The organism is Embleya sp. NPDC008237 (assembly GCF_042956465.1).
Taxonomy (GTDB): domain Bacteria; phylum Actinomycetota; class Actinomycetes; order Streptomycetales; family Streptomycetaceae; genus Embleya.
On record NZ_JBIBGL010000002.1, the window covers coordinates 278977 to 302966 of the forward strand.

The 23990-nt window shown below is 71.4% G+C and carries 24 protein-coding genes; 18 read left to right on the forward strand and 6 right to left on the reverse strand.

Going from position 1 to position 23990, the window contains the following annotated elements:
- Positions 1 to 64: 64 nt before the first annotated feature.
- From ACFZBU_RS04410 to prcA, 4 genes are all read left to right on the forward strand, one after another.
- Positions 65 to 274, forward strand: coding sequence for a ubiquitin-like protein Pup (locus ACFZBU_RS04410; RefSeq protein ID WP_391581970.1), 210 nt, complete (start codon positions 65 to 67; stop codon positions 272 to 274).
- 6 nt (positions 275 to 280) lie between these two features.
- Entirely contained in the window at positions 281 to 886 is a 606-nt protein-coding gene (locus tag ACFZBU_RS04415) for an endonuclease VII domain-containing protein (protein WP_391581971.1), read from the forward strand.
- Positions 838 to 1683 carry a proteasome subunit beta gene (gene prcB, locus ACFZBU_RS04420; protein WP_391581972.1) on the forward strand — a complete coding sequence of 282 codons (846 nt, stop codon included), beginning with the start codon at positions 838 to 840 and terminating at the stop codon, positions 1681 to 1683. The genes ACFZBU_RS04415 and prcB overlap by 49 nt, the downstream gene beginning before the upstream one ends.
- Positions 1684 to 1747: 64 nt before the next feature.
- Positions 1748 to 2536, forward strand: a complete 789-nt coding sequence (gene prcA / locus ACFZBU_RS04425; RefSeq protein WP_391581973.1) for a proteasome subunit alpha — start codon at positions 1748 to 1750, stop codon at positions 2534 to 2536.
- 75 nt (positions 2537 to 2611) lie between these two features.
- Here the strand turns inward: prcA and ACFZBU_RS04430 are convergent, their stop codons facing one another.
- The gene (locus ACFZBU_RS04430; protein WP_391581974.1) at positions 2612 to 3634 is read right to left on the reverse strand and encodes a LacI family DNA-binding transcriptional regulator; all 1023 of its coding nucleotides are present in this window, start codon (positions 3632 to 3634) and stop codon (positions 2612 to 2614) included.
- Positions 3635 to 3789: 155 nt separating this feature from the next.
- On the opposite strand from ACFZBU_RS04430, the gene ACFZBU_RS04435 reads away from it, so the two are divergent.
- The 5 genes from ACFZBU_RS04435 (at position 3790) to ACFZBU_RS04455 (ending at position 8870) form a co-directional block, all read left to right on the forward strand.
- Positions 3790 to 5019: an MFS transporter gene (locus ACFZBU_RS04435; protein ID WP_391581975.1), complete on the forward strand. Its 1230-nt coding sequence runs from the start codon at positions 3790 to 3792 to the stop codon at positions 5017 to 5019.
- Between the two features lie 9 nt (positions 5020 to 5028).
- Positions 5029 to 6390: a Pup--protein ligase gene (gene pafA / locus ACFZBU_RS04440; RefSeq protein WP_360306344.1), complete on the forward strand. Its 1362-nt coding sequence runs from the start codon at positions 5029 to 5031 to the stop codon at positions 6388 to 6390.
- A gap of 192 nt (positions 6391 to 6582) precedes the next feature.
- The gene (locus tag ACFZBU_RS04445) at positions 6583 to 7419 is read left to right on the forward strand and encodes an ABC transporter ATP-binding protein (RefSeq protein WP_391581976.1); all 837 of its coding nucleotides are present in this window, start codon (positions 6583 to 6585) and stop codon (positions 7417 to 7419) included.
- An 83-nt stretch (positions 7420 to 7502) separates the two neighbouring features.
- Positions 7503 to 8411: an FKBP-type peptidyl-prolyl cis-trans isomerase gene (locus tag ACFZBU_RS04450; protein ID WP_391581977.1), complete on the forward strand. Its 909-nt coding sequence runs from the start codon at positions 7503 to 7505 to the stop codon at positions 8409 to 8411.
- 81 nt (positions 8412 to 8492) lie between these two features.
- The gene (locus tag ACFZBU_RS04455; protein ID WP_391581978.1) at positions 8493 to 8870 is read left to right on the forward strand and encodes an FKBP-type peptidyl-prolyl cis-trans isomerase; all 378 of its coding nucleotides are present in this window, start codon (positions 8493 to 8495) and stop codon (positions 8868 to 8870) included.
- Between the two features lie 205 nt (positions 8871 to 9075).
- Here the strand turns inward: ACFZBU_RS04455 and ACFZBU_RS04460 are convergent, their stop codons facing one another.
- Positions 9076 to 10161 carry a DUF3866 family protein gene (locus ACFZBU_RS04460; RefSeq protein ID WP_391581979.1) on the reverse strand — a complete coding sequence of 362 codons (1086 nt, stop codon included), beginning with the start codon at positions 10159 to 10161 and terminating at the stop codon, positions 9076 to 9078.
- A gap of 128 nt (positions 10162 to 10289) precedes the next feature.
- Between ACFZBU_RS04460 and ACFZBU_RS04465 the strand changes: the two genes are divergently transcribed.
- The 9 genes from ACFZBU_RS04465 to ACFZBU_RS04505 all read left to right on the forward strand — a co-directional run bounded on the left by ACFZBU_RS04465 (position 10290) and on the right by ACFZBU_RS04505 (position 19631).
- The gene (locus ACFZBU_RS04465) at positions 10290 to 11273 is read left to right on the forward strand and encodes a helix-turn-helix transcriptional regulator (protein WP_391581980.1); all 984 of its coding nucleotides are present in this window, start codon (positions 10290 to 10292) and stop codon (positions 11271 to 11273) included.
- The gene (locus ACFZBU_RS04470; protein ID WP_391581981.1) at positions 11270 to 12244 is read left to right on the forward strand and encodes a helix-turn-helix transcriptional regulator; all 975 of its coding nucleotides are present in this window, start codon (positions 11270 to 11272) and stop codon (positions 12242 to 12244) included. The genes ACFZBU_RS04465 and ACFZBU_RS04470 overlap by 4 nt, the downstream gene beginning before the upstream one ends.
- Positions 12245 to 12357: 113 nt before the next feature.
- Complete coding sequence (locus tag ACFZBU_RS04475) at positions 12358 to 12561, forward strand: hypothetical protein (protein ID WP_020552029.1); 204 nt, start codon at positions 12358 to 12360, stop codon at positions 12559 to 12561.
- Between the two features lie 43 nt (positions 12562 to 12604).
- Entirely contained in the window at positions 12605 to 12832 is a 228-nt protein-coding gene (locus ACFZBU_RS04480) for a hypothetical protein (RefSeq protein ID WP_391581982.1), read from the forward strand.
- 129 nt (positions 12833 to 12961) lie between these two features.
- Positions 12962 to 13243: a Sec-independent protein translocase subunit TatA gene (gene tatA, locus ACFZBU_RS04485; protein WP_391581983.1), complete on the forward strand. Its 282-nt coding sequence runs from the start codon at positions 12962 to 12964 to the stop codon at positions 13241 to 13243.
- A gap of 34 nt (positions 13244 to 13277) precedes the next feature.
- Positions 13278 to 14228, forward strand: a complete 951-nt coding sequence (gene tatC / locus ACFZBU_RS04490; RefSeq protein WP_391581984.1) for a twin-arginine translocase subunit TatC — start codon at positions 13278 to 13280, stop codon at positions 14226 to 14228.
- A gap of 26 nt (positions 14229 to 14254) precedes the next feature.
- A complete protein-coding gene (locus ACFZBU_RS04495; protein WP_391581985.1) occupies positions 14255 to 15142 on the forward strand; it encodes a diacylglycerol kinase in 888 nt (295 codons plus the stop codon).
- A gap of 180 nt (positions 15143 to 15322) precedes the next feature.
- Entirely contained in the window at positions 15323 to 18052 is a 2730-nt protein-coding gene (locus ACFZBU_RS04500; RefSeq protein WP_391582440.1) for a DEAD/DEAH box helicase, read from the forward strand.
- 154 nt (positions 18053 to 18206) lie between these two features.
- On the forward strand, positions 18207 to 19631 hold the full coding sequence (locus ACFZBU_RS04505) for an amidase (protein ID WP_391581986.1): 1425 nt from the start codon (positions 18207 to 18209) through the stop codon (positions 19629 to 19631).
- 15 nt (positions 19632 to 19646) lie between these two features.
- Here ACFZBU_RS04505 and ACFZBU_RS04510 read toward each other — a convergent pair whose 3' ends face one another.
- The 4 genes from ACFZBU_RS04510 to ACFZBU_RS04525 form a co-directional block, all read right to left on the reverse strand.
- Positions 19647 to 21404, reverse strand: a complete 1758-nt coding sequence (locus tag ACFZBU_RS04510) for a sigma-70 family RNA polymerase sigma factor (RefSeq protein ID WP_391581987.1) — start codon at positions 21402 to 21404, stop codon at positions 19647 to 19649.
- Positions 21405 to 21646: 242 nt separating this feature from the next.
- Positions 21647 to 22375: a hypothetical protein gene (locus ACFZBU_RS04515; RefSeq protein ID WP_391581988.1), complete on the reverse strand. Its 729-nt coding sequence runs from the start codon at positions 22373 to 22375 to the stop codon at positions 21647 to 21649.
- Positions 22376 to 22526: 151 nt separating this feature from the next.
- Complete coding sequence (locus ACFZBU_RS04520) at positions 22527 to 23468, reverse strand: 5'-3' exonuclease H3TH domain-containing protein (protein WP_391581989.1); 942 nt, start codon at positions 23466 to 23468, stop codon at positions 22527 to 22529.
- A 40-nt stretch (positions 23469 to 23508) separates the two neighbouring features.
- Positions 23509 to 23883 carry an STAS domain-containing protein gene (locus tag ACFZBU_RS04525; RefSeq protein WP_020552020.1) on the reverse strand — a complete coding sequence of 125 codons (375 nt, stop codon included), beginning with the start codon at positions 23881 to 23883 and terminating at the stop codon, positions 23509 to 23511.
- Positions 23884 to 23990: the final 107 nt, after the last annotated feature.

The following is a 23990-nucleotide window of genomic DNA, read 5'->3' on the forward strand; positions in this document are numbered from 1 at the left end:
TGGATGCTCCGAGGAATGGATAGGCACCGGTTCAAGGAAATGATCACAAGGTGGGGTGAGTGTCATGGCCACTAAGGACAGCGGCGGTCAACAGCGCGCGACTAAGCGCTCGGAAGAGGTCGAGGAGACCACTGCCGAGACTCAGTCCGACGTGCAGGAACGCCACGAGAAGTTGACGGATGACGTCGACTCGGTATTGGACGAAATCGACGAGGTGCTCGAGGAGAACGCTGAGGAATTCGTTAGGGGATTTGTCCAGAAGGGTGGTGAATAGGGGTAAATGTCCGATTTGAAATCGGGCAAGAATTGCCCCGACTGTAAGGAGTGGAAGCCTGCTCAGGACTTCGGGTCCAACGCAACGAGTCCTGACGGGCTTTCATTCTATTGCCTTGCGTGCAATCGAAGGCGTGCGGCGATTTCGTATCGTGCCCGCAGGGAGCGCGCGGGTTTCAAGGTGCGTCCCAAGATCGATGTGCCGGACGGCCACAAGCGCTGTCCGAAGTGTGAACAGATTAAACCGCATTCCGAGTGGCATAAAAGTTCGCGACAATGGGACGGCCTCGCGGCACGCTGTAAATCCTGTCGTAAAGTCGACGGCCGAGCCGGATACTTCATGCGCAAATACGGCCTCACCGAGGCCGACCTGCAGCGCATGCTCACCGACCAAATGGGCGTATGTCCGATCTGTGTGGCCACCAGGCCCGAACACGTCGATCATGATCACGAAACCGGTAAGGTCCGAGCCGTACTCTGCTTCAACTGCAATGCCGCACTGGGCATGTTCAAGGATCGACCCGACGCGTTGCGCCGGGCCGCAACCTATGTGGAAGGGATCGTGTGGAAGCCAACACTCGTGGCACCGGGCGTCTACCGGCTGCCTTCCTGACCCCCGGGTCGTCCTCGTTCGCCGAATTTCTCGACGCCTACCGGCCCGAACTGTTGCCCGCGCGTAGGACGCCTCCGGTGCAGCCCGTGACGATCGAGGCGCCGCACGGCACGACGATCGTGACCGCGACGTTCGACGGTGGCGTGGTGATGGCCGGCGACCGGCGGGCCACGATGGGGAACCTGATCGCACAGCGGGACATCGAGAAGGTGTTCCCGGCCGACGAGTACTCGGTCGTGGGCATCGCCGGCACCGCCGGCCTCGCGGTCGAGATGGTTCGGCTGTTCCAGGTCGAGCTGGAGCACTACGAGAAGATCGAGGGCACCACGCTGTCCCTCGAGGGCAAGGCCAACCGGCTGTCGCAGATGATCCGCGGCAACCTCGGGATGGCCATGCAGGGTCTCGCGGTGGTGCCGCTGTTCGCCGGCTTCGACGTGGACGGCGGAATCGGGCGGATCTTCAGCTACGACATCACCGGCGGCCGATCCGAGGAGCACGGCTTCCACTCGGTGGGCTCGGGCTCGCTGTTCGCCCGGGGCGCGCTGAAGAAGCTGTACCGCCCCGGCCTGGATGCCGACGGCATCGTGACGGTGTGCATCCAGGCGCTCTACGACGCGGCCGACGACGACTCGGCCACCGGCGGGCCGGACCTGACCCGGCGGATCTTCCCGGTGGTGACCCTGGTGACCGAGGACGGCATCCGCCGGCTCTCCTCGGAGGAGGTCGGCCGGATCGTCCGCACCGTGGTCGACGCCCGGATGGACAACCCCAACGGCCCGACCTCGCCGCTGACGTGACCCCGATGTCGAGGACCCGACCAGCCGACCCTTCGAGACCGGCTCCGACGAAAAGGACTCCACGGTGACGACGCCCTTCTATGTGTCGCCGCAGCAGGCCATGGCGGACCGGGCCGACTATGCCCGCAAGGGCATCGCCCGCGGCCGCAGTGTGGTCGTGCTGACCTACGCGGACGGCATCCTGTTCGTGGCGGAGAACTACTCTCGCGCCCTGCACAAGATCAGCGAGATCTACGACCGCATCGCGTTCGCCGCGGTCGGCAAGTACAACGAGTTCGAGAACCTGCGGATCGGCGGCGTGCGCTACGCCGACATCCGCGGCTACTCGTACGCGCGCAACGACGTCACCGCCCGCGGATTGGCGAACGTGTACGCGCAGACGCTGGGCACGATCTTCTCCAGCGGCGGCGAGAAGCCGTACGAGGTGGAGCTGATCGTCGCCGAGGTCGGCAGCGCCCCCGAGGACGACCAGATCTATCGGCTCACCTACGACGGCTCGGTGGCCGACGAGCACAACTACGTCGCCATGGGCGGCAACGTCGAGCAGATCACCGAGCAGCTCAAGCGCCACCACCGCGAGGGGCTCACCCTCGAAGCCGCGCTCAAGGTCGCGGTCGACGCGCTCTCGCGCGACGGCGTCGGCGAGAAGCGCTCGATCACGGCCTCGCAGTTGGAGGTCGCCACGCTGGACCGGACCCGGCCCCAGCAGCGCAAGTTCAAGCGCCTGGTGGGCGGTCAGCTGACCCGCCTGCTCGGCGAGGCGGAGCCGGCGGGCGAGGGGGCCGTCGAGGTCGTCGAGGAGGGAGCGGCCGAGACCGCGCCCGAGGCCACGCCGGAGACCGGCGAGGAGTAGTCACGCGCACGTCACAGGGCCCGCGTACCGCGTCGGTACGCGGGCCCTGACGCGTGTCGGGCCTCGGCGGCGGGTTCAGCCGCACGCCGGGGGTGCGGTCGAGCCGCGGACCAGCAACTCGCCGGGCAACACCACGTCCGGGCCCGCGTCGCCGGTGTCCAGCAGGTCGAGCAGCGCGGTCATGCCGCGTGCGCCCAGTTCGACGGCGGGCAGGCGCACGGTGGTCAGCTCCGGCTCGACCACGCGTGCGTAACGCAGGTCGCCGAAGCCGGTGACGGACACGTCCCGGGGCACCCGGCGACCGAGCGCGCGGGCCGCCTTGTAGGCGCCGGCCGCCTGGAGGTCGTCGTCGCACACCAGCACCGTGGGCCGGGCGGGCGAGGCGAGCAGCGTCAGGGCTGCTGTGCGCCCGCCGTCCAGGGTCAGTGGCGCGGTGGCCTCGGCGACCACCTCTGCGGGTCCGAGCGCGGCGCGGAAGGCGGCGTCGCGGGCCCGGAAGGTCCAGGTCTGCACGGCGGAGCGCAGTCGGGCGACCCGGCGGTGGCCCAGGTCGACCAGGTATTCGGCGAGAGTGCGCATGCCCTCGGCGACGTCGTCGTTCACGGTCGGCACGCCGCGCCCGGGTTCGCTGTCCAGCATCACCAGTGGCAGGTCCTCGGTGCCGGGTCCGGCCGAGCGCAGCACGTCCAGCGGCTCGGCGGCCATCGAGGAGGCCAGCACGCCGTCGATGGCGGCCGAGGAGAACGGGTTCGGGGCCAGGTCGACGCCGTCCCGGGTGGGGTAGACCACCACGCCGAAGTCGCGCTCGGCCGCGACCTGCGCGGCCCCGGTGTGCACGGCGCCGAAGAACGGCGAGGTGAGCACGGGCACGACGAGCATCACGGTGTGTGTGCGGCCCAGGCGCAGCGAGCGGGCCGAGCTGTTGGGCCGGTAGCCGAGCGCCGCGACCGCCTCGCGGACCGCCTCGACGGTGGCGGGGGAGACCCGGCCGCGCCATTTCTCGGCGAGCACCAGGGACACGGTGGACTGCGACACGCCGGCGTGTTTGGCGACGTCCTTGCTGGTCGGGCGACCGGCGGGGGGCTGGGGCGACGGCAAGGGGACCTCGGGCGGTGTCGGCGGACGGTGCGGGCCAAGCGTAGAACCCGCTTGCCATCGTGTCGGCTCGGCGGCACAGTGGTCTTCGGGAGTCATACGTATGACTTGGGGTGCTGAGAGCGTGCCGGCCGCGGCACGGGAGGGCGGTACCGCGGATGCGGACCTATCTGGACCTGCTTCGGGTGCCGTACGCGGCGCGGCTGCTCGGCGGCACGCTGTTCGGCCGATTGCCCAACGGCATGGGTGCGTTGGCGGTGCTGTTGCTGGTGCGCGCGGACGGCGGCGGCTACGGGCTCGCCGGCGCGCTGTCCGCGGTCTACGGCCTGGCCAGTGCGGCCGGGCAACCGGTGCTGGGTCGGTGGATGGATCGTCGTGGACAGACCGGCGTGTTGCTGGGCTCGGCGGTGGTCTCGGCGCTGGCCTACGCGGTCTTCGCGCTGGTGGGTGCGTATCCGCTGCCGCTCGCGGTGGCTTCGGTGCTGGTCGCGGGCTTCACCACGCCGCCCCTGGAGGCGGGGCTGCGCGCGTTGTGGCCCTCGGTGCTCACTCCCGAGCGGGTGCAGGCGGCGTACGCCCTGGACGCCGCCGCGCAGGAGATCCTGTTCACCGTGGGGCCGCTGATCGTGGTGGTCGTGGTGCAGGTGGCCTCGGCGCAGCTGGCCGTGCTGTTGACCGGGCTGATCGGGGTCGCGGGCACCGTGATCGTGGCCACCGCGCGGCCGTCCCGGGTCTGGCGCGGCGAGCAGCACACCCCGCACTGGGCGGGCGCGCTGCGCTCGGCGGGCCTGCGCGTAGTCCTGGTCGCATTCACCCTGGCGGGCATCGCGTTGGGTGTGCTCAGCGTCGCGGCCGTGGCCTACGCGGATCACGAGGACTCCGGCGCGCTGTCCGGGGTGTTCCTGGCGGCGATGTCCTTCGGGGCGCTGCTGGGTGGTCTGGTGCACGGGGTGCGGGCCTGGCGGACCCCGCCGGCCCGGCGGTTGTTGTGGTTCATGGGGTGGCTGACGGTGTGTTACCTGCCCCTGATGGCGGTGCCCGGGCCGTGGGTGATGGTGCCGCTCGCGGTGCTCTCCGGGGTGTTCCTGGCGCCGGCGATCGCCTGCGTGTTCACCCTGATCGACGAGCTGGCGCCGCGCGGCACGGTGACCGAGGCGTTCGCGTGGCTGGTGGCGGCGATCGGGGCCGGTTCGGCGCTGGGCATGGGGCTGGCCGGCTGGGCCGGTGAAGTGGCCGGCGCGCGGGGCGCGTTCGCGGTCGCGAGCGTCGGCGCGGGGCTCGGATTGCTGGTATTGCTGGCCGGTCGGGGCCGGCTGATTTCAAACGTGATCCATTTGGTGGAAACCACCGACGCGGAGTTGTCCCGGAACGGCACGTCGTCGGCGTAATGTTGCCGCATGGACCGCCGCATCTTCGGGCTGGAGAACGAGTACGGCGTCACCTGCACGTTCCGGGGGCAGCGCAGGCTCTCCCCGGACGAGGTGGCGCGCTACCTCTTCCGCCGAGTCGTTTCGTGGGGCCGAAGCAGCAATGTCTTCCTACGCAATGGGGCCCGGCTGTATCTCGACGTGGGCAGCCACCCCGAATACGCGACGCCCGAGTGCGACTCGGTGCCGGAACTTGTCGTGCACGACAAGGCCGGTGAGCGCATTCTCGAGGGCCTCCTCGTCGACGCCGAACGGCGGCTGCACGAAGAGGGCATCGCGGGTGACGTGTATCTCTTCAAGAACAACACCGATTCCGCCGGCAACTCCTACGGTTGCCACGAGAACTATCTGGTGGCGCGGCACGGGGAATTCTCCCGGCTCGCCGATGTGCTCATCCCGTTCCTGGTGACCCGTCAGATGTTGTGCGGCGCGGGCAAGGTGCTGCAGACGCCGCGTGGTGCGGTGTACTGCGTCAGCCAGCGTGCCGAGCACATTTGGGAAGGCGTCAGTTCGGCCACGACCCGTTCCCGTCCGATAATCAACACGCGCGACGAACCGCATGCCGACGCCGAGCGCTATCGGCGGTTGCATGTGATCGTCGGCGACTCCAACATGGCCGAGCCCACCACGCTGCTCAAGGTCGGTTCCACCGACCTGGTGTTGCGGATGATCGAGGCCGGGATCGTCATGCGGGACCTGACCCTGGAGAACCCGATCCGGGCGATCCGCGAGGTCAGTCACGACATGACCGGCTCGCGCAAGGTCCGGCTCGCCAACGGCCGCGAGGCCAGCGCGCTGGACATCCAGCGGGAATACCTGACCAAGGCCCAGGAGTTCGCGGACCGCCGGGGCATCCGCACCGGCACCGTGGAGAAGGTGCTCGACCTGTGGGAGCGCACGCTCGACGCGATCGACTCCGGCAACCTGGACCTGGTCGGGCGCGAGATCGACTGGGTGATCAAGTACCAGCTGATCGAGCGGTATCGGGCCAAGCACAACCTGCCCATGTCCTCGCCGAGGGTCGCCCAGATCGACCTCGCCTACCACGACATCCACCGGCGCCGCGGTCTCTACTACCTGATGGAGAGACGCGGGCAGATCGAGCGGATCGGCAACGATCTGAAGATCTTCGAGGCGAAATCGTTGCCGCCGCAGACCACTCGCGCGCGACTGCGCGGCGAGTTCATCAAGAAGGCCCAGGAGCAGCGGCGCGACTTCACCGTCGACTGGGTGCACCTCAAGCTCAACGACCAGGCGCAGCGCACCGTGCTGTGCAAGGACCCCTTCCGATCCGTGGACGACCGGGTGGAGAAGCTGATCGCCAGCATGTGAGGCGTCCGGCAGGTGAGCCGCCCCGGCGGGTGGCTCGCCGGCACCCACAGGCCACCACCCCGTAGGTGAGCACAGCACCGACGGTGAATGTCGGTCGGCGTTCTCGACCCGCGCCGGCCGGCATGTGAGACGAAGCGCTCGCCCGCCCCCTCCCGATGCCGGGAGCGGGCGGGCGAGTGGCATGCTGGCTCGATGGTCGATACACCTACATGGGACATCGCTCCACCCGTCTTCGAGCTCGACGCGGTGGATGTGTGGGCGCACGGGCCCGGCGGGCGCACGGACATGCTCGTCGGCGTGGACTGGACGGTCCGCGAGGGCGAGCGCTGGGCGCTGCTGGGACACAACGGCGCGGGCAAGAGCACGATCCTGGCGCTCGCCGGCGCGCTGCGCTTTCCCGGCAACGGCTCGGTGACGGTGCTGGGCAAGCAGCTGGGCCGGGTGGACGTGCGTGAGGTGCGGGCCCGGGTGGGCGCGGTCAACGCGGCGCTGCGCATCCCCGAATACCTGACGGTGACCGATTACGTGCTCACCGGGGCGAGCGGCACGGTGCAGCCGCTGTACGGCAAGTACGGGCCGGCCGAGCGGGGCCGGGCCGCCGAGCTGATCGCGCTGCTGGGCCTGGAGCGGCTGGCGGAGCGCGAGATCGCGGTGTGCTCGCAGGGCGAGCGCGGCCGGGCCCGGATCGCCCGCGCGCTGATGCCCGACCCGCGACTGCTGCTGCTGGACGAGCCGGCCAACGCGCTGGACCTGCCCAGCCGCGAGGAGCTCCTGGAGGCGATCGACTCGCTCACGCGGGAGTACCCGCGGCTGACCCTGGTGATCGTCACCCATCATCTGGAGGAACTGCCCAGCGCGGTGACGCATGCGCTGTTGCTGCGCCGCGGCGCGACCGTTGCGGCCGGGCCGGCCCGCGAGGTGATGACGGACGCCAACCTGAGCGAGTGCTTCGGCATCCCGCTGTCGGTGCGCAGCGAGGACGGGCGGTGGGCCGCGCGGCTCAAGCGACCCGGCCGCGAGGTTGCCTGAACGCGGTTGTCGTCTTCACGTCGTCCTGACATCCGGGTCCCATAGAGTGTCCCGGTCCTTGTCCATCTCAGCAGAGGAACATCGTGCGCCGTCTCGCTGCGCTCCTTCTGGTCCCCGCACTGGCCTTCACCGCGGTCGCGTGTGGCGATGACGACGGAGGAAAAACCGTTAAACCGGTCGTGACCGGAGCCTTCGGCCAGAAGCCGGATATCAAGATCCCCAAGGGGAAGTCGGGCGACAAGACGACGTCGACGATCCTCATCGAGGGCACCGGCGACGTGATCAAGAAGGACGACTACGTCGTCGCGGACACCGTCGGCAAGAACTGGGACGGAACGGACGCGGGCAACTCGTACGACACCAAGACTCCCGAGGTCTTCCAGGCCGGCAGCCAGGAGCTCCTGAAGGAGATCGGGCAGGGGATAATCGGCAAGAAGGTCGGCACCCGGATGCTCGTGGTCGTACCGGCCAAGGTCACCCAGGAGAAGCAGGCCGTCGTGCTGATGCTGGACCTGAAGGCGACCAAGACGATCGACGCCAAGGCGGAGGCCAAGGGCACCGCGGTGACCCCGCCGGCCGGCCTGCCCGTCGCCAAGGTCGAGTCCGGCAAGGCCGCGGAGATCACCATCCCGCCGGGCACCGCCGCGCCGACCAAGCTGACCGTGCAGCCGCTGATCGAGGGCACCGGCCCGGTGGTCCAGAAGGGCCAGACGCTGGTCGCCCAGTACACCGGCGCCCTGTTCGACAAGGGCACCAAGTTCGACTCGTCGTGGGACCACGGCGGCGCGACCGCGTTCAAGATCGGTGTCGGCCAGGTCGTGCCCGGGTGGGACGAGGGTCTGGTGGGGCAGAAGGTCGGCAGCCGCGTGCTGCTGGTGCTGCCCGCCGACAAGGGTTACGGCGCCGAGGGCAAGCCGCCGACAATCCCGGCCAACTCGACGCTCGTGTTCGTCGTCGACATCGTCGACGCGCTCGGTGGCACGGCCGCCTGACGGCGGTCGGATGACCGGATCGGGCGACCGGCCCGGTACGTTGGAACCGCATTCAGCACTCGAACGGATACGGATACAGCTGTGAGCGAGCTTACGAAGCCCGAGATCGACTTCCCCGAGGGTGGCGTGCCCGCCGACCTGGAGATCACCGAGATCTGGGAGGGCGAAGGCCCGGTCGCCCAGGCGGGTCAGAACGTCAGCGTGCACTACGTCGGTGTCGCGTTCTCCTCCGGCGAGGAGTTCGACGCGTCCTGGAACCGCAATGCCCCGCTCGACTTCCGGCTCGGTGTCGGCCAGGTCATCGAGGGCTGGGACAAGGGCGTGCAGGGCATGAAGGTCGGCGGCCGACGCAAGCTGGTCATCCCGCCGCACCAGGCCTACGGCGACCGCGGCGCGCCCGGCGCGATCGCGCCCGGTGAGACGCTGATCTTCGTGGTCGACCTGATGAAGGTCGGCTAGTCGGATTTCACTCGGCCCCGGTTCGCGCTTCCCGCGCGGATCGGGGCCTTCGGCGTTCCCGGGCCGTCTGCGGCCCGAGGCGACCTCGGCACGCCGGACGGGCCGAGAGTGCCGCCCGACCCGGCCGGTCCGGATTCGAAGACGACGAACCGAGCCGCCCGACCCGGCCCGTCCGCTGTTCGAGGACGAGCAGGCCGCAGGCGGGTCAGTCCGGGAGCAGGTCCGCCGCGAAGCGGCCCGCGGCGGCGGCGGCGAGGAAGTAGGCGTGGTCCGCGTCGAGGCCGCGGCCCATCGTGGACAGCCGGGCGGGGCTCGTGCGCAGCGCGGCGTCCAAGCCGTCGACGGACACCGTGTGCACGTCGTGCCCGACCCGCAACGGCTCGACGTCCGCCGCGACCCGATCTGCCAGCGCCGCCGGCAGCGCGGGCACGATCACGTCGGCCCGGGCCAGTGCGACCCGGCCGTACGCGGTCAGGCAGTGGTGCGAGACACCCTGGTGGCGTTCGCGCCCGTCCGCGTCGGAGATCCGCAGCGAGGCCACCGGCCGGCCGCCGAGTGTGGCGATCGCGTTGATCGCCTCGCCCGCCGCGACGCCGGAGAAGCCCCACGGCGTACCCGTGCCCAGATTGCCCGGTCCCTGCGCGACGATCGCCACGTCCGCGCCCTGGACGTGCCGGGCCGCGAGCAGGCCGGTGTGCAGGGTGACCGCCTCCAGATCGCCGCCGAGCGCTTGGCCCACCGTCACCGAGCCCGCCAGCCAGCCGTGTTCGCGGAGCGTGTCGACGGTCATCGAGAACCACAGCGGCAGCGTGCCGCCGTCGGTCATCACGTACACCACCCGCGCGTGCGGGCGCGCGACTCGGATGCCGGCGCAGATCGCGGGCAGCGCGGAGTGCAGGTCGGCGACCACGACCGGCATGCCGTCCAGCGAGTCCGCGTCGCGCAGTGTCGCGTGGTGCGGCGAGTCCTGCTCGTCCACGCCGAGGACGACCGCCTGCATCGGGGTGTAGCGGGCCTTGACCACGTGCCCCGGTCCCGGCGGCGGGTCCGCGGGCAGGCGATCCGGCAGCGCCACCACCAGTGCGTAGCCGCCGGTGCCCAGGCCCATGTCCTGGGCGGTGGTGTTGAGCAGTACGGTGTCGCCGACCACCGGGGTGCCGGTCAGGTGCGGGTACGCGATCGCGCGCAACTCCCGTGCGGGGGTGGGCTCCGGGACGGCAACGGTCAGCTCGACCGCCCCGCGCCAGGCCCGTCGGATCGCCGTCACTTCGCCGCGTCGCCAGGAGATCACGGTCCGGCAGCCTAACGCCGGCGGGGGGCGTGGGGCGAACCGGAGGACCAGATCGACGGCCGGGACCAACCGATGCGCCGAACGCGGTACGGTCGGGGCTGCGCCTTGTGGGAGGGACTGGGGATCTGATGGCGATTCCGAAGCAGGAGCGGTTGGTGAGCCTGGTGATGTGCCTGCTCGCCGCCCGTCGCTACGTCACGAAGGAAGAGCTGCGGCAGTCGATCGAGTCGTATCGGCTGTGCACGTCCGACGAGGCCTTCGACCGCATGTTCGAGCGGGACAAGGACGACGTACGCGAGCTCGGCTTCATCGTCGAGACCGGTGCCAACGACCCGCTGATCGAGTCGGCGGACGGCTACCGGATCCGCCCCGAGAAGAACGCGCTGCCGCCGGTGGAACTGGACCCGGAGGAGGCCGCCGCGCTGGCGCTGGCCGCCGGCGCCTGGCAGCAGTCCGCCCTGGCCGGAGCCGCGACCGGCGCGCTGTACAAGCTCAAGGCCGCCGGCGTCGAGATCGACTCGGCGCCGCTGACCAGCGTCGAGCCCCGGGTGACCGCGCGTGAGCCCGCCTTCGGGCCGCTGTTGGACGCGCTGCGCACCCGCCGCCCGATCCAGTTCGCCTACCGCCGCTCCGGCGCCGCCGAGGCCACGCCGCGCGTGGTCGAGCCGTGGGGGATGAGCTGCTGGCGCGGCCGGTGGTATCTGGTGGGCTTCTCCCGGGATCGGCAGGAGCAGCGCGTGTTCCGGCTCGACCGGATCGCCGACAAACCCAAGCCGAAGCCGCTCAAGGAGCAGTTCCAGGCCGAGGTGCCGCAGAAGGTGGACGTGCGCGGCCAGGTCGCGCGCTTCGCCGGCGAGGGCGGCGAGGGCATCGCCCGGATCCGGGTGCGCACCGGCGCCGGGTTCCCGCTGCGCGCCCGGGCGAGCGCGGTGGTGCCGGCCGGCGACGGCTGGGACGAGTTGGAACTGAGCCACGGACACGGACTGCACCACTGGCTCGCCGAGTTCGGCCCCGACGTGGTCGTGCTGGAGCCGCCCCATCTGCGCGCCGCCGTGGTCGCGCAACTGCGCGAGGCCGCCGGAGAGGCGACGGGACAGGTGAAGGTCGGATGAGCAACGCGATCGACGACACCCGGCGGCTGTTGTCGCTGGTGGCCTACCTGCGCGAGCGCCCCGGCACGCATCTGGACGACGTCGCGCGGGCGTTCGGCCTGCCGGTCGCACAGGTCGAGGCGGACTTGGGCACGCTGCACATGTGCGGCACCAGCTTCATGGCCGACGACCTGCTGGAGCCGCACGTCGACTTCGAGGGCCGGGTCTTCCTGGACAACGCCGACGCCCCGGTGCGCCCGGTGCGCCTGGCCCCGCACGAGGCACTCGCCCTGCTCGTGGCGCTGCGCGCGCTGGCGGGCCTGTCCGGGCTGCGCGAGCGGGACAAGGTCGCGCTGGGCCGGGTGACCGCCAAGCTGGAGGACGCCGCCGGCGAGGCCGCCCGTGCGGCGGAGGGGGTGACGGTCGAGTTCGAGGGCGACGACGCGGCCCAGGAGTCGGCGTTCGCCACGATGGACCGCGCGGTGAGCGAGAAGCGCCGGCTGCGGCTGCGCTACTACGTGCCGCGCCGGGACGAGATCACCGAGCGCGAGGTGGACCCGATCCGGCTGGTCCTGGTCGACGGGCACACCTACCTGGTGGCGTGGTGCCGACAGGCCGAGGGTCGCCGGTTGTTCCGGCTGGACCGGGTCGCCGAGGCGGTGCTGCTGGACGAGGCATCCGAGCCGCAGCCGATCGAGCCGCTGGACCTCGCGGACGGTTTCGCGCCCACCGCGGCCGACGGCATCGAGGTGGTGCTCGAACTGGGGCCCGGCGGGCGCTGGGTCACCGAGTACTACCGCTACGACAAGATCGAGGAGCTGGCCGACGGCGGCCTGCGGTTGACCCTGCGCACGCCCGACCCGGCCGGGATCCGGCGCCTCGCGCTGCGGTTGGGCGGGCACGGCAGGGTGATCTCCCCGCCGGAGCTGGTGGACGATGTACGACGGACCGCCTCGGCCGCGCTCGCGGCCTACGCGGACCAGGCCGGCTGATTCGCCGCGGCCGGCGGCGATTGTCAAAAAACGGCACATGCCCCCGACCGCGGCTCAGCGGCACCTCCGGTACCACCGACGACAACCTTCCCGAGAATGCGAGGAGGCCCACGGTGTCGACGTTCACGGCGCGCTGCCCGGTTTGCGGACGCGTCGAGCTGACGGCGGATCAGCTACGGCTGGTGGTCCGACCGAACAAGTCCTTCTACCTGTTCCGCTGCCCCACCTGCGCCGACTCGGTACGTCGGCCGGCCGGTGAGCGGATCGTCGAACTGCTCACCGACGGCGGGGTGTCGTCGATGCAGGTCGCACGCTGAACGGGGGCGCGGCGGCGGGTGCGGGGGCTGTTAGGGTCGCCGCATGTTGCCGTGGGTCCTTGTCTTCCTCGTGCTCGTCCTCGCCGGACTCGGCGTCATCGGCTGGTTCGCCTGGCGATTGTTCGGTGACGTGCGTCACCTCGGAGCGGCCGTCGCGGACGCCTCGACCCGGCTGTCCGAGGCCGCGGCCGAGCTGGACGCGGCCGGCGGCCCGTCCCTGCGGCGCGATTCCGTACCGCACCCCCGCCCCACGGCCGCTCACCGACAGTGATCCGCATACGTGACCCCTGGGGGTTACGTCCGGTGCAGTTGTTCGCCACCATTGCGTTGCACGTGTGTCACACGCACCGGCGTACGATCGAACCCGTAACCCCCCGGCCCCGGCAATGAGGTACTGACTATGTTTGGCAAGCTCGGTTGGCCCGAGATCATCCTGATCCTGGTTGTCGTCGTGCTGCTGTTCGGCGCCAAGCGTCTGCCGGACACGGCGCGTGCGCTGGGCCGTTCGCTGCGCATTCTCAAGAGCGAGACCAAGGCGATGAAGGAGGACGGGACGGCCGAGGCCCCCGCGTCCGACAAGACCGCCAAGTCCACCGAGACGCCGCCGCGCACCATCCAGGCGGCTCCGGGCGACGTGAGCGAGGCGCGGCCGGTCGGCGAGCCCGATCACAACCGTCGCTGAATCCGCGCGCGCCTTTTAGGAGTCGGCCCTCAAGGTGCTTGACAAGGCAGGGCGCGGACGAGTGTCCGGCCCGAAACAAAAGAAGATCAAGGACGCCGAGGGGCGCATGCCCCTGATGGAGCATTTGCGCGAACTGCGCAATCGGCTCGTCAAGGCGCTCCTGGCCATCATCGTCGTGACCATCGTCGCCGCGTTCTTCTACGAGGACATCGGCGCGTTCCTGGTCGACCCCGTCTGTGATCTCAAGAACGTCAAGGGCACCGGCGTCACCAAGTGTGGTCAGGGTGTCCTGGTCCAACAGGGCGTGCTCTCGCCGTTCTCGATGGCCCTGAAGATCTCGCTGGCCACCGGCATCATCGCGGCCTCACCGATCTGGCTCTACCAGATGTGGGCCTTCCTGGCGCCGGGGCTGCACAAGAACGAGAAGAAGTACTCGCTGGCCTTCGTCGGCGTGGGCGTGCCGCTGTTCCTGGGCGGGGCCTACTTCTCGTACTGGATCCTGCCGCACGCCCTCCAGGTGCTCCTGGACTTCACGCTCACGGACGCCAGCAACCAGATCCAGCTGGACGACTACCTCAACTTCGTCATCCGCATGGTCGTGGTCTTCGGCATCGCGTGCGAGCTGCCGCTCGTGCTGATCATGCTGAACTTCGGCGGGGTCGTCACCGCGAGGCAGCTCGCGGGCTGGTGGCGCTGGGTGGTGATGGGCATCTTCGTCTTCGGCGCGGTGGCCACCCCCACCACGGACCCGCTGACGATGATCCTGCTGTCCATCCCGATCACGATCCTGTACGGGATCGCGCTGATCGTGGCCTGGCTCAACGACCGGCGGCGCGGCAAGCGGCGCGCGGAAGTGTTCGGCGCCGACCTCGACGACGACGAGGCGTCGGTCCTGGACACCTCGGTACGCCCGGTCGACCGCCCGAGCGCCGTCGCCGACGAGCCGGACCCGGGGCCTTCGGCCAGGGTGGACGACATCACCTGAGGTCCGGTGGGCTAATCTCGCGCCTTGTGTCTCGGGAGATAGCGGTATTCGTCAACCCCACCGCGGGCCGTGGTCGCGGCCTGAAGGCGGCGTCGGTCGCCGCCGACCTGCTTCGCGAGCGGGGGCTGACACCGCATCAGGTGTCCGCCCCCGGTGCCGCGGAGGGGATCGCCCGACTGCGCGCGGTGGTGCGTCGTGGCGTGGATGCCGTGGTCGCGGTCGGCGGCGACGGCACGGTGGCGGCCGCGCTGCAGGCGGTGGCGGGCACGAGTACGCCGCTGGGCGTGGTGCCGATCGGCTCCGGGAACGACTTCGCGCGTGCTCTGGACCTGCCCGTGGGCGATGTGGCCGCCGCCGCGCGGGTGGTGGCCGACCTGCACGCCCGGCCGGTGGACCTGGGCCGGGCGGGCGAGCGCTGGTTCGGGACCATACTGTGTACCGGCTTCGATTCGCGGGTCAACGAGCGCGCCAACCGGATGACCTGGGCGCGCGGGCGGACCCGCTACAACGCCGCTTTGCTGGGCGAGCTGAGCGCGCTGAAGCCGATCGCCTACGAGCTGGAGCTGGACGGCAAACCCTTCGAGGTCGAGGCCACCCTGATTGCGGTGGGCAACGGCCGCTCCTATGGCGGCGGCATGCGGATGTGTCCCGACGCCGACCTCGCCGACGGCCTGTTCGACGTCACCGTGGTGGCCGGATGCGGGCGGGCCGAGTTGTTGCGGGTGTTCCCCAAGGTCTACAGCGGGAAGCACGTGAGCCACCCGCTGGTCACCGTGCACCGCGCCGCGAGCGTGTCGCTGAGTGCGCGCGGGCTCAGCGGGTGGGCCGACGGCGAGCGGCTGGGCGCGTTGCCGCTGACTGCGGACTGCATACCGGACGCGGTCCGGGTACTGACTCCCGCGGCGCGCGACTGAGCCGGGGGCCGCGCCCGGGCGGCATCGCGCGATCGGGCGGCGTCCCCTGATCGAGCCGCCGTCGTGATGGAGCCGCATGTCATGATCGAAAAAAGGTGATCACAGCCGTCGGTCCCGGCCGGTAGTCTGCTTGACGAGATGCCTCTCGATCCTTCACGCGGCACGGACCGCGACACCCAGATGTCCCCCGCCGAGCGCTACGCGGCCTCGCGCCGCCAGGCCGCCGACGAACGGACGAGTCTGCACGCGTTCCGCGAGCAGTACCCCTTCGGCCTAGACCCCTTCCAGGTCGAGGCGTGCCGCGCGTTGGAAAGCGGCAAGGGGGTCCTGGTCGCGGCGCCGACCGGTTCGGGCAAGACCGTGGTGGGCGAGTTCGCCGTGCACCTCGCGCTCGAACAGGGCCGCAAGTGCTTCTACACGACGCCCATCAAGGCGCTGTCGAACCAGAAGTTCGCCGACTTCCAGAAGCTCTACGGCGCGGCGAACGTGGGCCTGCTCACCGGGGACAACTCGGTCAACAGCGACGCCCCGGTGATCGTGATGACCACCGAGGTGCTGCGGAACATGCTCTACGCGTCCTCGAACGCGTTGAACGGCCTGGGCTACGTGGTGATGGACGAGGTGCACTACCTCTCCGACCGCTTCCGCGGCGCGGTGTGGGAAGAGGTGATCATCCACCTCTCCGAATCGGTCACCCTGGTCTCGCTCTCGGCGACCGTCAGCAACGCCGAGGAGTTCGGCGACTGGCTGGGCACCGTGCGCGGCGACACCGCCGTCGTGGTCTCCGAGCACCGCCCGGTGCCGCTGTGGCAGCACGTGATCGCGGGCAACCGCACCTACGACCTGTTCACCGACGAGAACCGCACCGAGGTCAACCCCGAGCTGATCCGGCTGGGCCGGATGGAGAGCGAGCGGGCGGGCCGACCGCAGGACCGTTACCGGCGCAACCGCGGTCAGGAGACCCGGCCGGTGCGCAGCCGGATCTGGACGCCCAGCCGGGCCGACGTGATCGACCGGCTCGACGCCGAGGGCCTGCTGCCCGCGATCACCTTCATCTTCAGCCGCAAGGGCTGCGAGGCGGCGGTCCAGCAGTGCCTGCACGCGGGCCTGCGGCTCAACGGCGAGGCGGAGCGGGCCGAGGTGCGCGCGATCGTGGAGGCGCGCACCACCGGGATCCCGGACGAGGACCGGCACGTGCTGGGCTACCACTCGTGGCTGGAGGCGCTCCAGCGCGGGATCGCGGCGCACCACGCGGGCATGTTGCCGACCTTCAAGGAGGTCGTCGAGGAGCTGTTCGTCAAGGGCCTGGTCAAGGCGGTGTTCGCGACCGAGACGCTGGCGCTGGGGATCAACATGCCCGCCCGCTCGGTGGTGTTGGAGAAGCTGGTCAAGTGGAACGGCGAGACGCACGCCGACCTGACCGCCGGCGAGTACACCCAGCTCACCGGGCGCGCCGGGCGCCGCGGCATCGACGTGGAGGGCCACGCGGTGGTGCTGTGGCACCAGGGCTTCGACGCCGGCCACCTGGCCGGCCTCGCGGGTACCCGCACCTATCCGCTGCGCTCGTCCTTCAAGCCGTCCTACAACATGGCGGTCAACCTGGTCGGCCAGGTCGGCCGGCACCGCTCGCGCGAGCTCCTGGAGACCTCGTTCGCGCAGTTCCAGGCGGACCGCTCGGTGGTCGGGCTGACCCGTCAGGTGCAGCGCAACGAGGAGGGGCTGGCCGGCTACCACGAGGCGATGACCTGCCATCTGGGCGACTTCGCCGAGTACGGGCAACTGCGCCGTGCGCTCAAGGACCGCGAGACCGAGCTGGCCCGCGAGGGCGCCTCGCAGCGTCGGGCGCAGGCCGCGGCGTCCCTGGAGAAGCTCAGGCCGGGCGACATCATCGTGGTGCCCACCGGCAAGTACGCGGGCCTCGCGGTGGTCCTGGACCCGGGCACCGACCAGGGTCCGGAGGGGCCGCGCCCATTCGTGCTCACCTCGGACCGGCAGGCCCGCCGACTGGCCGGGATCGACTTCCCCGTGCCGGTCGCCGCGATCGACCGGCTGCGCATCCCGCGCTCGTTCAACGCGCGCAATCCGCAGTCCCGCCGTGACCTGGCGTCCTCGCTGCGCAGCAAGGCCGGCCACGTGGACCAGCCGCGGGCCCGCAAGCAGCGTTCGCCGGCGGCCGACGACCCGGAGATCACCCGGCTGCGGCAGGCCATCCGGCAACACCCGTGCCACGGCTGCGACGAGCGCGAGGAACACGCGCGGTGGGCCGAGCGCTACTACCGGCTGCTGCGCGATACCCAGGTGATCGAGAATCGGATGAAGGGCCGCACGCACACCATCGCGCGCACCTTCGACCGGGTCTGCGCGATGCTCACCGACCTGGACTACCTCGAGGGCGACACGGTCACCGAGGACGGGCGCCGACTCGCGCGGATCTATGCCGAGCTGGACCTGCTCACCGCCGAGTGCCTGCGCGAGGGCCTGTGGGAGGAGCTGACCCCGGCCGAGTTGGCCGCGTGCGCCTCCGCGCTGGTGTACGAGTCACGGCAGCCGGACGACGCGATGGCCCCCAAGTTGCCGGGCGGCGCGGCGCACGCCGCGCTGGCCGACATGGTGCGGCTGTGGGGTCACCTGGACGCGCTGGAGGGGCAGCACCACCTCGACTTCCTGCGCGAGCCGGACCTGGGCTTCGCCTGGACGGCGTACTCGTGGGCCTCGGGGCTGAGCCTGGACGCGGTGCTCGGCGAAGCGGACCTGCCGGCCGGTGACTTCGTCCGTTGGATCAAGCAACTCGTCGACGTGCTGGGCCAGATCGCCGCCGCGGCCCCCGACGACAGCAAGGTCGGCGGGACCGCGCGCAAGGCGGTCGAGGGGCTGCGCCGAGGCGTGGTCGCGTACTCGTCGGTGGGCTGAGCAAACGACCGCGCGGCACCTTCGGTGACCGGTGCGGGGCCGGTCGCGGTGCCGCGCGCCGGATTTTGCCGATCCGCCCACGGGGCGGACGGCGCCGGGCAACCGTCGCGTACGGTGCTGGGCGGACGTGTTCACCAGCGCTGGAGGTCGTGCCGTGCGGATCGACGAGTATCAGTCCTATGACGCCACCGGGCTCGCGGGCCTGATCGCCCGCGGCGAGGTGACCGCGGACGAGGTGCTCGACGTCACCTTCGAGGCGATCAAGGAGCGCGAACCGGCCCTGGGCGCGGTGGTCGCGTTGTGCGAGGAGCAGGCCCGGGCCGCGGTCGCCGGGTTGCTGCCGGGCGTGCTGGCGGGCGTGCCGTATCTGATCAAGGACCTCGAATGCGACGTGGCCGGGATGACCACGAGCAACGGGTCGCGGTTGTTCGCGGGTTCGGTCGCCGCGCGCGACAGCACGCTGGTGACCCGGTTGCGGGCGGCCGGTGTGCTGATCGTGGGCAAGACCAACACCCCCGAGTTCGGGCTCGGTACGAGCACCGAGTCCGGCCTGTTCGGGCCCGCGCACAACCCGTGGCATCTCGACCGCAGCGCGGGCGGCTCCAGCGGCGGGTCGGCGGCGGCGGTCGCGGCGGGCATGGTGCCGGTCGCGCACGCCACCGACGGTGGCGGTTCGATCCGGATCCCGGCCGCGTGTTGTGGGGTGTTCGGGCTCAAGCCGAGTCGCGGCCGGGTCACTCCCGGCCCGGAGCACGGCGAGTCGTGGGGCGGTCTGGCGGTCGCGCACGCGGTCACCCGCACGGTGCGCGACAGCGCGACGCTGCTCGACGTCACCGGCACCCCGGAGCCGGGCGACCCGTATCACGCGCCGCCGCCGGTGGGCCCGTACGCCGCCGAGGTGGGCGCGGATCCCGGGCGGCTGCGGATCGGGCTGATCCTGACGCCGGTGGACGCGGACGTGCTGGTGGACCCCGAGTGCGTGCGGGTCGCCGAGGAGGCCGCCGCGCTGTGTGTCGCACTGGGGCACGACGTGGAGCCGGTGACCTGGCCGGACACGCTGACCCGGCCGGGCGAGGTGATCGCGCCGATCAGCGCCGCGCACATGGCGCGCATGGTGGATCTGCGCCTGGCCGAGCTGGGGCGCGAGCTTCAGGCGGACGATCTGGACGGGGCCACCCGGCTGATCGTGGACAAGGGCCGCGGTTTGTCGCTGGCCCGCTACCTGGCCGCGGTCGACAAGATGCATGCGATCGGGCGGGCGGTGACCCGGCTGACCGGGCGCTTCGACGTGCTGCTGACCCCGACGATGGCGGTGGTGCCGCCGCCGCTGGGCGAGTTGGACCCCAATCGCGATCCGCGGGCCGCGCTGAGCGGTATGCGTGGGATGGCCGCGTTCACGAGCCTGTTCAACGTGACCGGGCAGCCGGCCATGTCGGTGCCGCTGGGGCACACCTCGGACGGGCTGCCGCTGGGCGTGCAGTTCGCCGGCCGTTACGGCGACGAGAGCACGCTGTTCCGCCTCGCCGGACAACTGGAGGCGGCGGCCCCGTGGGCGGGCACCGCGGGCGCGGTGAACTAGACCGGGTTTCGGGGGTCAGCGCCGGCACAGCGTGTAGTGCGAGCCGTTCTTGCCCCGGACCTCGGTGCACTCGGCGGTGGAGCCGGGCCGCATCAGGGGTGCGGCCAGTGCGCTGGGCACGGTGATGGTCGGGTTCTCGCACCATTTGCCGGCGCCGTTGTCGCATTTGAAGCCGACCTTGCCGTCGTCGGCGCGGAACTCCTTGTTGTCGGCCACCAGGGTCGGACCCGACCGGGTCGGCTTGGCCCTGGTCGGGGCGGGCCGGGTCGGCGGGTACTTGGTGGGCGTGGGTCGGGGCGGCGGCGGGGTCGCGGCCGGCTCGGCGGAGGGTTCGGCGGCCGGCTCGACCTCCGGCTTGGGCGGCGAGGGTTGCGGGGGAGGCGTCCGGGCGATGGACGGTGCGGGCAGGGGGGCGGGCGCGGAGGCCGCCGCCGGCGGAGCGGGGTGCTTCGGCTTGGGCTTGTCGGTGTCCACGAGGGCGAAGGCGGCCACCGCCACGGCCACCACCACGCCGCCCGCGATCAGCGACGAGCGGCCGGCGGTCCGGCCGGCCTGGCTCGCGCCCTTGGCCGCGGCCGTGCCCACGCCCGCGCCGGCTGCCGCGCTCCCGGCCGCGCCCGCGGCCACGCCGCTTGCGACGCCGCCCGCGCCGGAGGCGCCCACGGCCAGGCCCATGCCGCCGGCCACGGCCGTGGCCGCCGCGGCGGTGCCCGCGGCCACGGCGGTGCCGCTGAGGAAGATCGGCGCGGTGATGCCGATCAGTGCCAGCGCGATCGGCCCGTACCGGTCGCGGACGTCGACCATCTCCGCGTAGGTCTCGTTGCACCGGCTGCACTTCTTCAGGTGCGCGTCGATGCTTTCCCGGCGCTTCTGGGAGTCCATCCGGTTGCGGATGTGCCGGCCGTAGTGCCGGGTGAACTTCTTGCAGTTCTCGTCCCTGACGCCGCCGGTGGCGAACGCCACGAAGTAGTTGTCACGCAGTTCCTGGCGGGCCCGCTCGAGGATCTTGCGCACGTTGTCCGGGTTTTCGCCGACCAGCGGGGCGACCTGGACGGCCTGCTCGCCCTCGATGTCCACGTGCCACAGCACCATTCGGGACCGCTCGGGCAGGTCCTGGAACGCCTGGAGCGCGAGCCGGGCGTCGTCGGCCTTCACCATCCGGTCCTGGTTCTCCCAGGCGGACTCGAAGACGGTGAAGTCCTCGGTGAGCCATTCGCGGCGGTTGCTCCTGGTCCAGTCGCCGGCGACGTGGCGCACGGTGGTGAGCAGGTAGGCCCGGAACGCCTCCGTCGGCCCCTGGCCCGAGCGCAACGCCTGGAGCGTGCGGGCGAACGCCTCGGCGCACAGGTCGTCGGCGGCCTCGGGGGTGCGGGTGCAGGTGCGGGCGAAGCGGCGGACCGAGCCGACGTGGCGCTGATAGAGCAGGCCGTAGGCGTCGCCGTCGCCGGCGCGCACCAGGTCGGCCAGTTCGCCGTCCGGGGGGCCCTCGGGGGTGGGCGCCCGGCCGGTGTCGGCGTCCGGTGCCGGGTCGGGGTGCAGGCCGCCCCGGCCGGTCGCGAAGGGGTGGGGCGCTGCGGCGTCGGCCGGCCGGGGCTGGGCCGGTTCGGCTGCGGTCGGCTCGGGCCGGAACTCGCCGTCGTACACCCGAGGGTGATGCACGCCGCGCTGACCGGGGACGAACGGGGGACGTGCGCCCGAGCCGGTCGCCTCGGCGGCGGCGCCGTTCCCGTCGCCGCTGGGGTCGGGGGTCGCCGCGTCGTCCTCGCGTGCCACCGTTTGCCCCCTTGTTCCCGTGCCGTACCCGATCGTCCGGACAGCATCGTGACCATCCGGACACGGTCTGTCCAGAAGCGGTGGGGCCCGGCAAGGCACCCGGAGTGCGCTCCGGCGCGGGTGGTGTGGCACGGGCGCGGGGGCAGAAGGCCCGCGCCCGTGCCGGTGGGTGGTGCGCAGCGGGTGTGACGCTGCGTCATTCGGGTGACGAACGTGCGTACGTAGAGCCGGTTCATCGTGTGCTACCGGCCCGTCGTGCCCGGCGCGATGGTCAAACGCACGCTCGAACGCGGGATGCGCGGGGCGCCGCCGGGCACTCCGCCGGGGCCGTCCAGCGGGTCCACCGGTGCCCGGCACAGCCGGTCCAGGCGGTCCGGCAGCTCCGGGTCGTCGCCGTCGAGCAGGGCCATCAGTCGCCCGGGCGGCACCGCGTGGGCCTGGTCGCCGAGTGCGCGTTCCAGGTGTCGGGCGGTCAGCAGCAGGTGGCGCAGGTGGCCCCACAGCAGCGACTCGGGCACCTCCAGGCGCACCACCACGATCCGTACGTGCTCGCCGGCGGCGGCGCGCCGGGCCAGTCGTTGCTGGAGGAGTGCGGCGGAGGGGAGTTCGGTGATCGGGTCGGTGCCGGGCGGCAGGGTGCCGGGCGGGTTGGCCCGGGCGCGGGTGCTCAGGTAGGCCTGCACGAGCGGGCCGGGGGTGCCGTGGGCGAGGCCGCACAGGAACAGTGCGTCCAGTTCGGCCAGCGCCACCTCCAGCGGGATCTCGGCGGCGGCCCGGTCGCGGGCCAGGGCCAGGCACGCGGAGTGCAGGTGGTCGCCGTGGACGAAGGCGTCCAGGCATTGCTCGACGGCGTCGCTGTGCCAGGCGACCCGGGCCGGCCACCCGGCCCGCAGGGTCACCCGTTGCCACTCGCCGCGGAGCCGATCGCGGTCGGGTTGGGCTGTAATCGTGGAGTCACACTCGGTACGCATGCCTGGGGAGACATGCCTTCACTGCGAACGTGACAGATTCGCTGGAACTTTCCGGTGTGACCTGGGTCACATTGCCGCTCGTGCGCCCGGCGCGTTCGGGAGCGACCCTTTCGAGTGGCCGGCCGCCGTCCTCAGGTGGAGATTCCGGGCATCACCGACGGGGGGCGAGCACCTCGAGCAACCGGTGTACCGGACCGCTCAGGCCCCACTGCCGGCGCAGCGCGTCGAGCGCGACCGGGTCGGCCGGCTCGGTGGGCAGCGGCCGATCCCAGGCGGCCGGCGGCGGCAGCGGCACGTCCCGCACCACCCGCACCACGCCCGGGGCCACGTCCAGGTAGTCGCCCGCCTCCAGGATCCGGGCCCGCCGCGCCGGGGTCAGCCTGGCCGCCGGGTCGGCCGCGGCCGCGCGCACGCCCGCCAGGTCGCCGTACTCGCCGATCAACTGCGCCGCGGTCTTGTCCCCGATGCCCTTGACCCCGGGCAGCCCGTCGCTGGCGTCGCCGCGCAGCGTGGCGAAGTCCGCGTAGGCCGAGGCGGGTACGCCGTAGCGGGCGAGCACGGCGGCCTCGTCGATCACCTCGTGCGCGGCCACCCCCTTGACGGTGTAGAGCACCCGGATCGCGCGTGCGTCGTCGACGAGTTGGAACAGGTCCCGGTCGCCGGTGACGATGTCCACCGCGATGCCCGCCCGTTCGGCCAGCGTGCCGATCACGTCGTCCGCCTCGAAGCCCGGCACGCCCACGCGCGGGATGCCCAGCGCGTCCAACACCTGTTCGATCACCGGCACCTGGGGGGCGAGCGTGTCCGGGATCTCCTCCTCGTCCGGCCCGGCCTCCTCGGCGACCCGGTGCGCCTTGTAGGAGGGAATCGCGTCGACCCGGAACTGTGGTCGCCAGTCCGCGTCCATGCATGCCACCAGTCGGGTGGGCCGGCGGTCCTCGACCAGGCGTGTGATGAAGTCGACCAGGCCGCGCACGGCGTTGACCGGTGTGCCGTCGGGAGCCTTGACCGATTCCGGGACGCCGAAGTAGGCGCGGAAGTACAGGGACGCGGTGTCGAGGAGCATCAGGCGTTCAGTCACCCGCCCGATCATGCCGCACCGGACCGACGCCGGCCCGCGCGCGGGACCGTGCTCAGTCGGCGAACTCGTCGAGCACTTCCTGCAGGGTGTCCCGCACGCCCAGCACATCGATCAGGCCGGTCATCCGCAGCGTCGCGCGGACGTTGCGATCGGGTGCGGCCAGGCGCAGTTCGCCGGAGAAGGCGTGCATCGACTTGAACGCGTCTATCAACACACCCAGGCCGACCGAGTCGCAGAAGTTCAGCCCGGTGGCGTCCACGACCACCCGGCGACATCCGCCGTCGATCAGCTCGATCAGCGTGCGATGCAGCAACGGGGCGTTGTGCAGGTCCAGTTCGCCGGCCAGGTGGACGACCGCACAGCCGCGCCAGATCGTCACTCCGGTGACGGGGTGTTCCTGCCCGAGCGTGCCCAAGCGCGCGATCATGGCTGCGACCTTTCAGCGGCCGGACGTACCGCCGCGCCGATACGGCGCCGGCAAGGGCATTGTGGGCCATCCGCGGTGGTGCCGGACAGCCCCTCGACGGGTCGTTT

Coding starts and splice junctions, on each gene's coding strand:
- pafA (WP_360306344.1), top strand. CDS start 5,029: ATGGACCGCCGCATCTTCGGGCTGGAGAACGAGTACGGCGTCACCTGC.
- ACFZBU_RS04445 (WP_391581976.1), top strand. CDS start 6,583: ATGGTCGATACACCTACATGGGACATCGCTCCACCCGTCTTCGAGCTC.
- ACFZBU_RS04520 (WP_391581989.1), bottom strand. CDS start 23,468: ATGATCGGGCGGGTGACTGAACGCCTGATGCTCCTCGACACCGCGTCC.
- ACFZBU_RS04500 (WP_391582440.1), top strand. CDS start 15,323: ATGTCCCCCGCCGAGCGCTACGCGGCCTCGCGCCGCCAGGCCGCCGAC.
- ACFZBU_RS04515 (WP_391581988.1), bottom strand. CDS start 22,375: ATGCGTACCGAGTGTGACTCCACGATTACAGCCCAACCCGACCGCGAT.
- ACFZBU_RS04470 (WP_391581981.1), top strand. CDS start 11,270: ATGAGCAACGCGATCGACGACACCCGGCGGCTGTTGTCGCTGGTGGCC.
- ACFZBU_RS04480 (WP_391581982.1), top strand. CDS start 12,605: ATGTTGCCGTGGGTCCTTGTCTTCCTCGTGCTCGTCCTCGCCGGACTC.
- ACFZBU_RS04410 (WP_391581970.1), top strand. CDS start 65: ATGGCCACTAAGGACAGCGGCGGTCAACAGCGCGCGACTAAGCGCTCG.
- ACFZBU_RS04435 (WP_391581975.1), top strand. CDS start 3,790: ATGCGGACCTATCTGGACCTGCTTCGGGTGCCGTACGCGGCGCGGCTG.
- ACFZBU_RS04415 (WP_391581971.1), top strand. CDS start 281: ATGTCCGATTTGAAATCGGGCAAGAATTGCCCCGACTGTAAGGAGTGG.
- ACFZBU_RS04525 (WP_020552020.1), bottom strand. CDS start 23,883: ATGATCGCGCGCTTGGGCACGCTCGGGCAGGAACACCCCGTCACCGGA.
- tatA (WP_391581983.1), top strand. CDS start 12,962: ATGTTTGGCAAGCTCGGTTGGCCCGAGATCATCCTGATCCTGGTTGTC.
- ACFZBU_RS04465 (WP_391581980.1), top strand. CDS start 10,290: ATGGCGATTCCGAAGCAGGAGCGGTTGGTGAGCCTGGTGATGTGCCTG.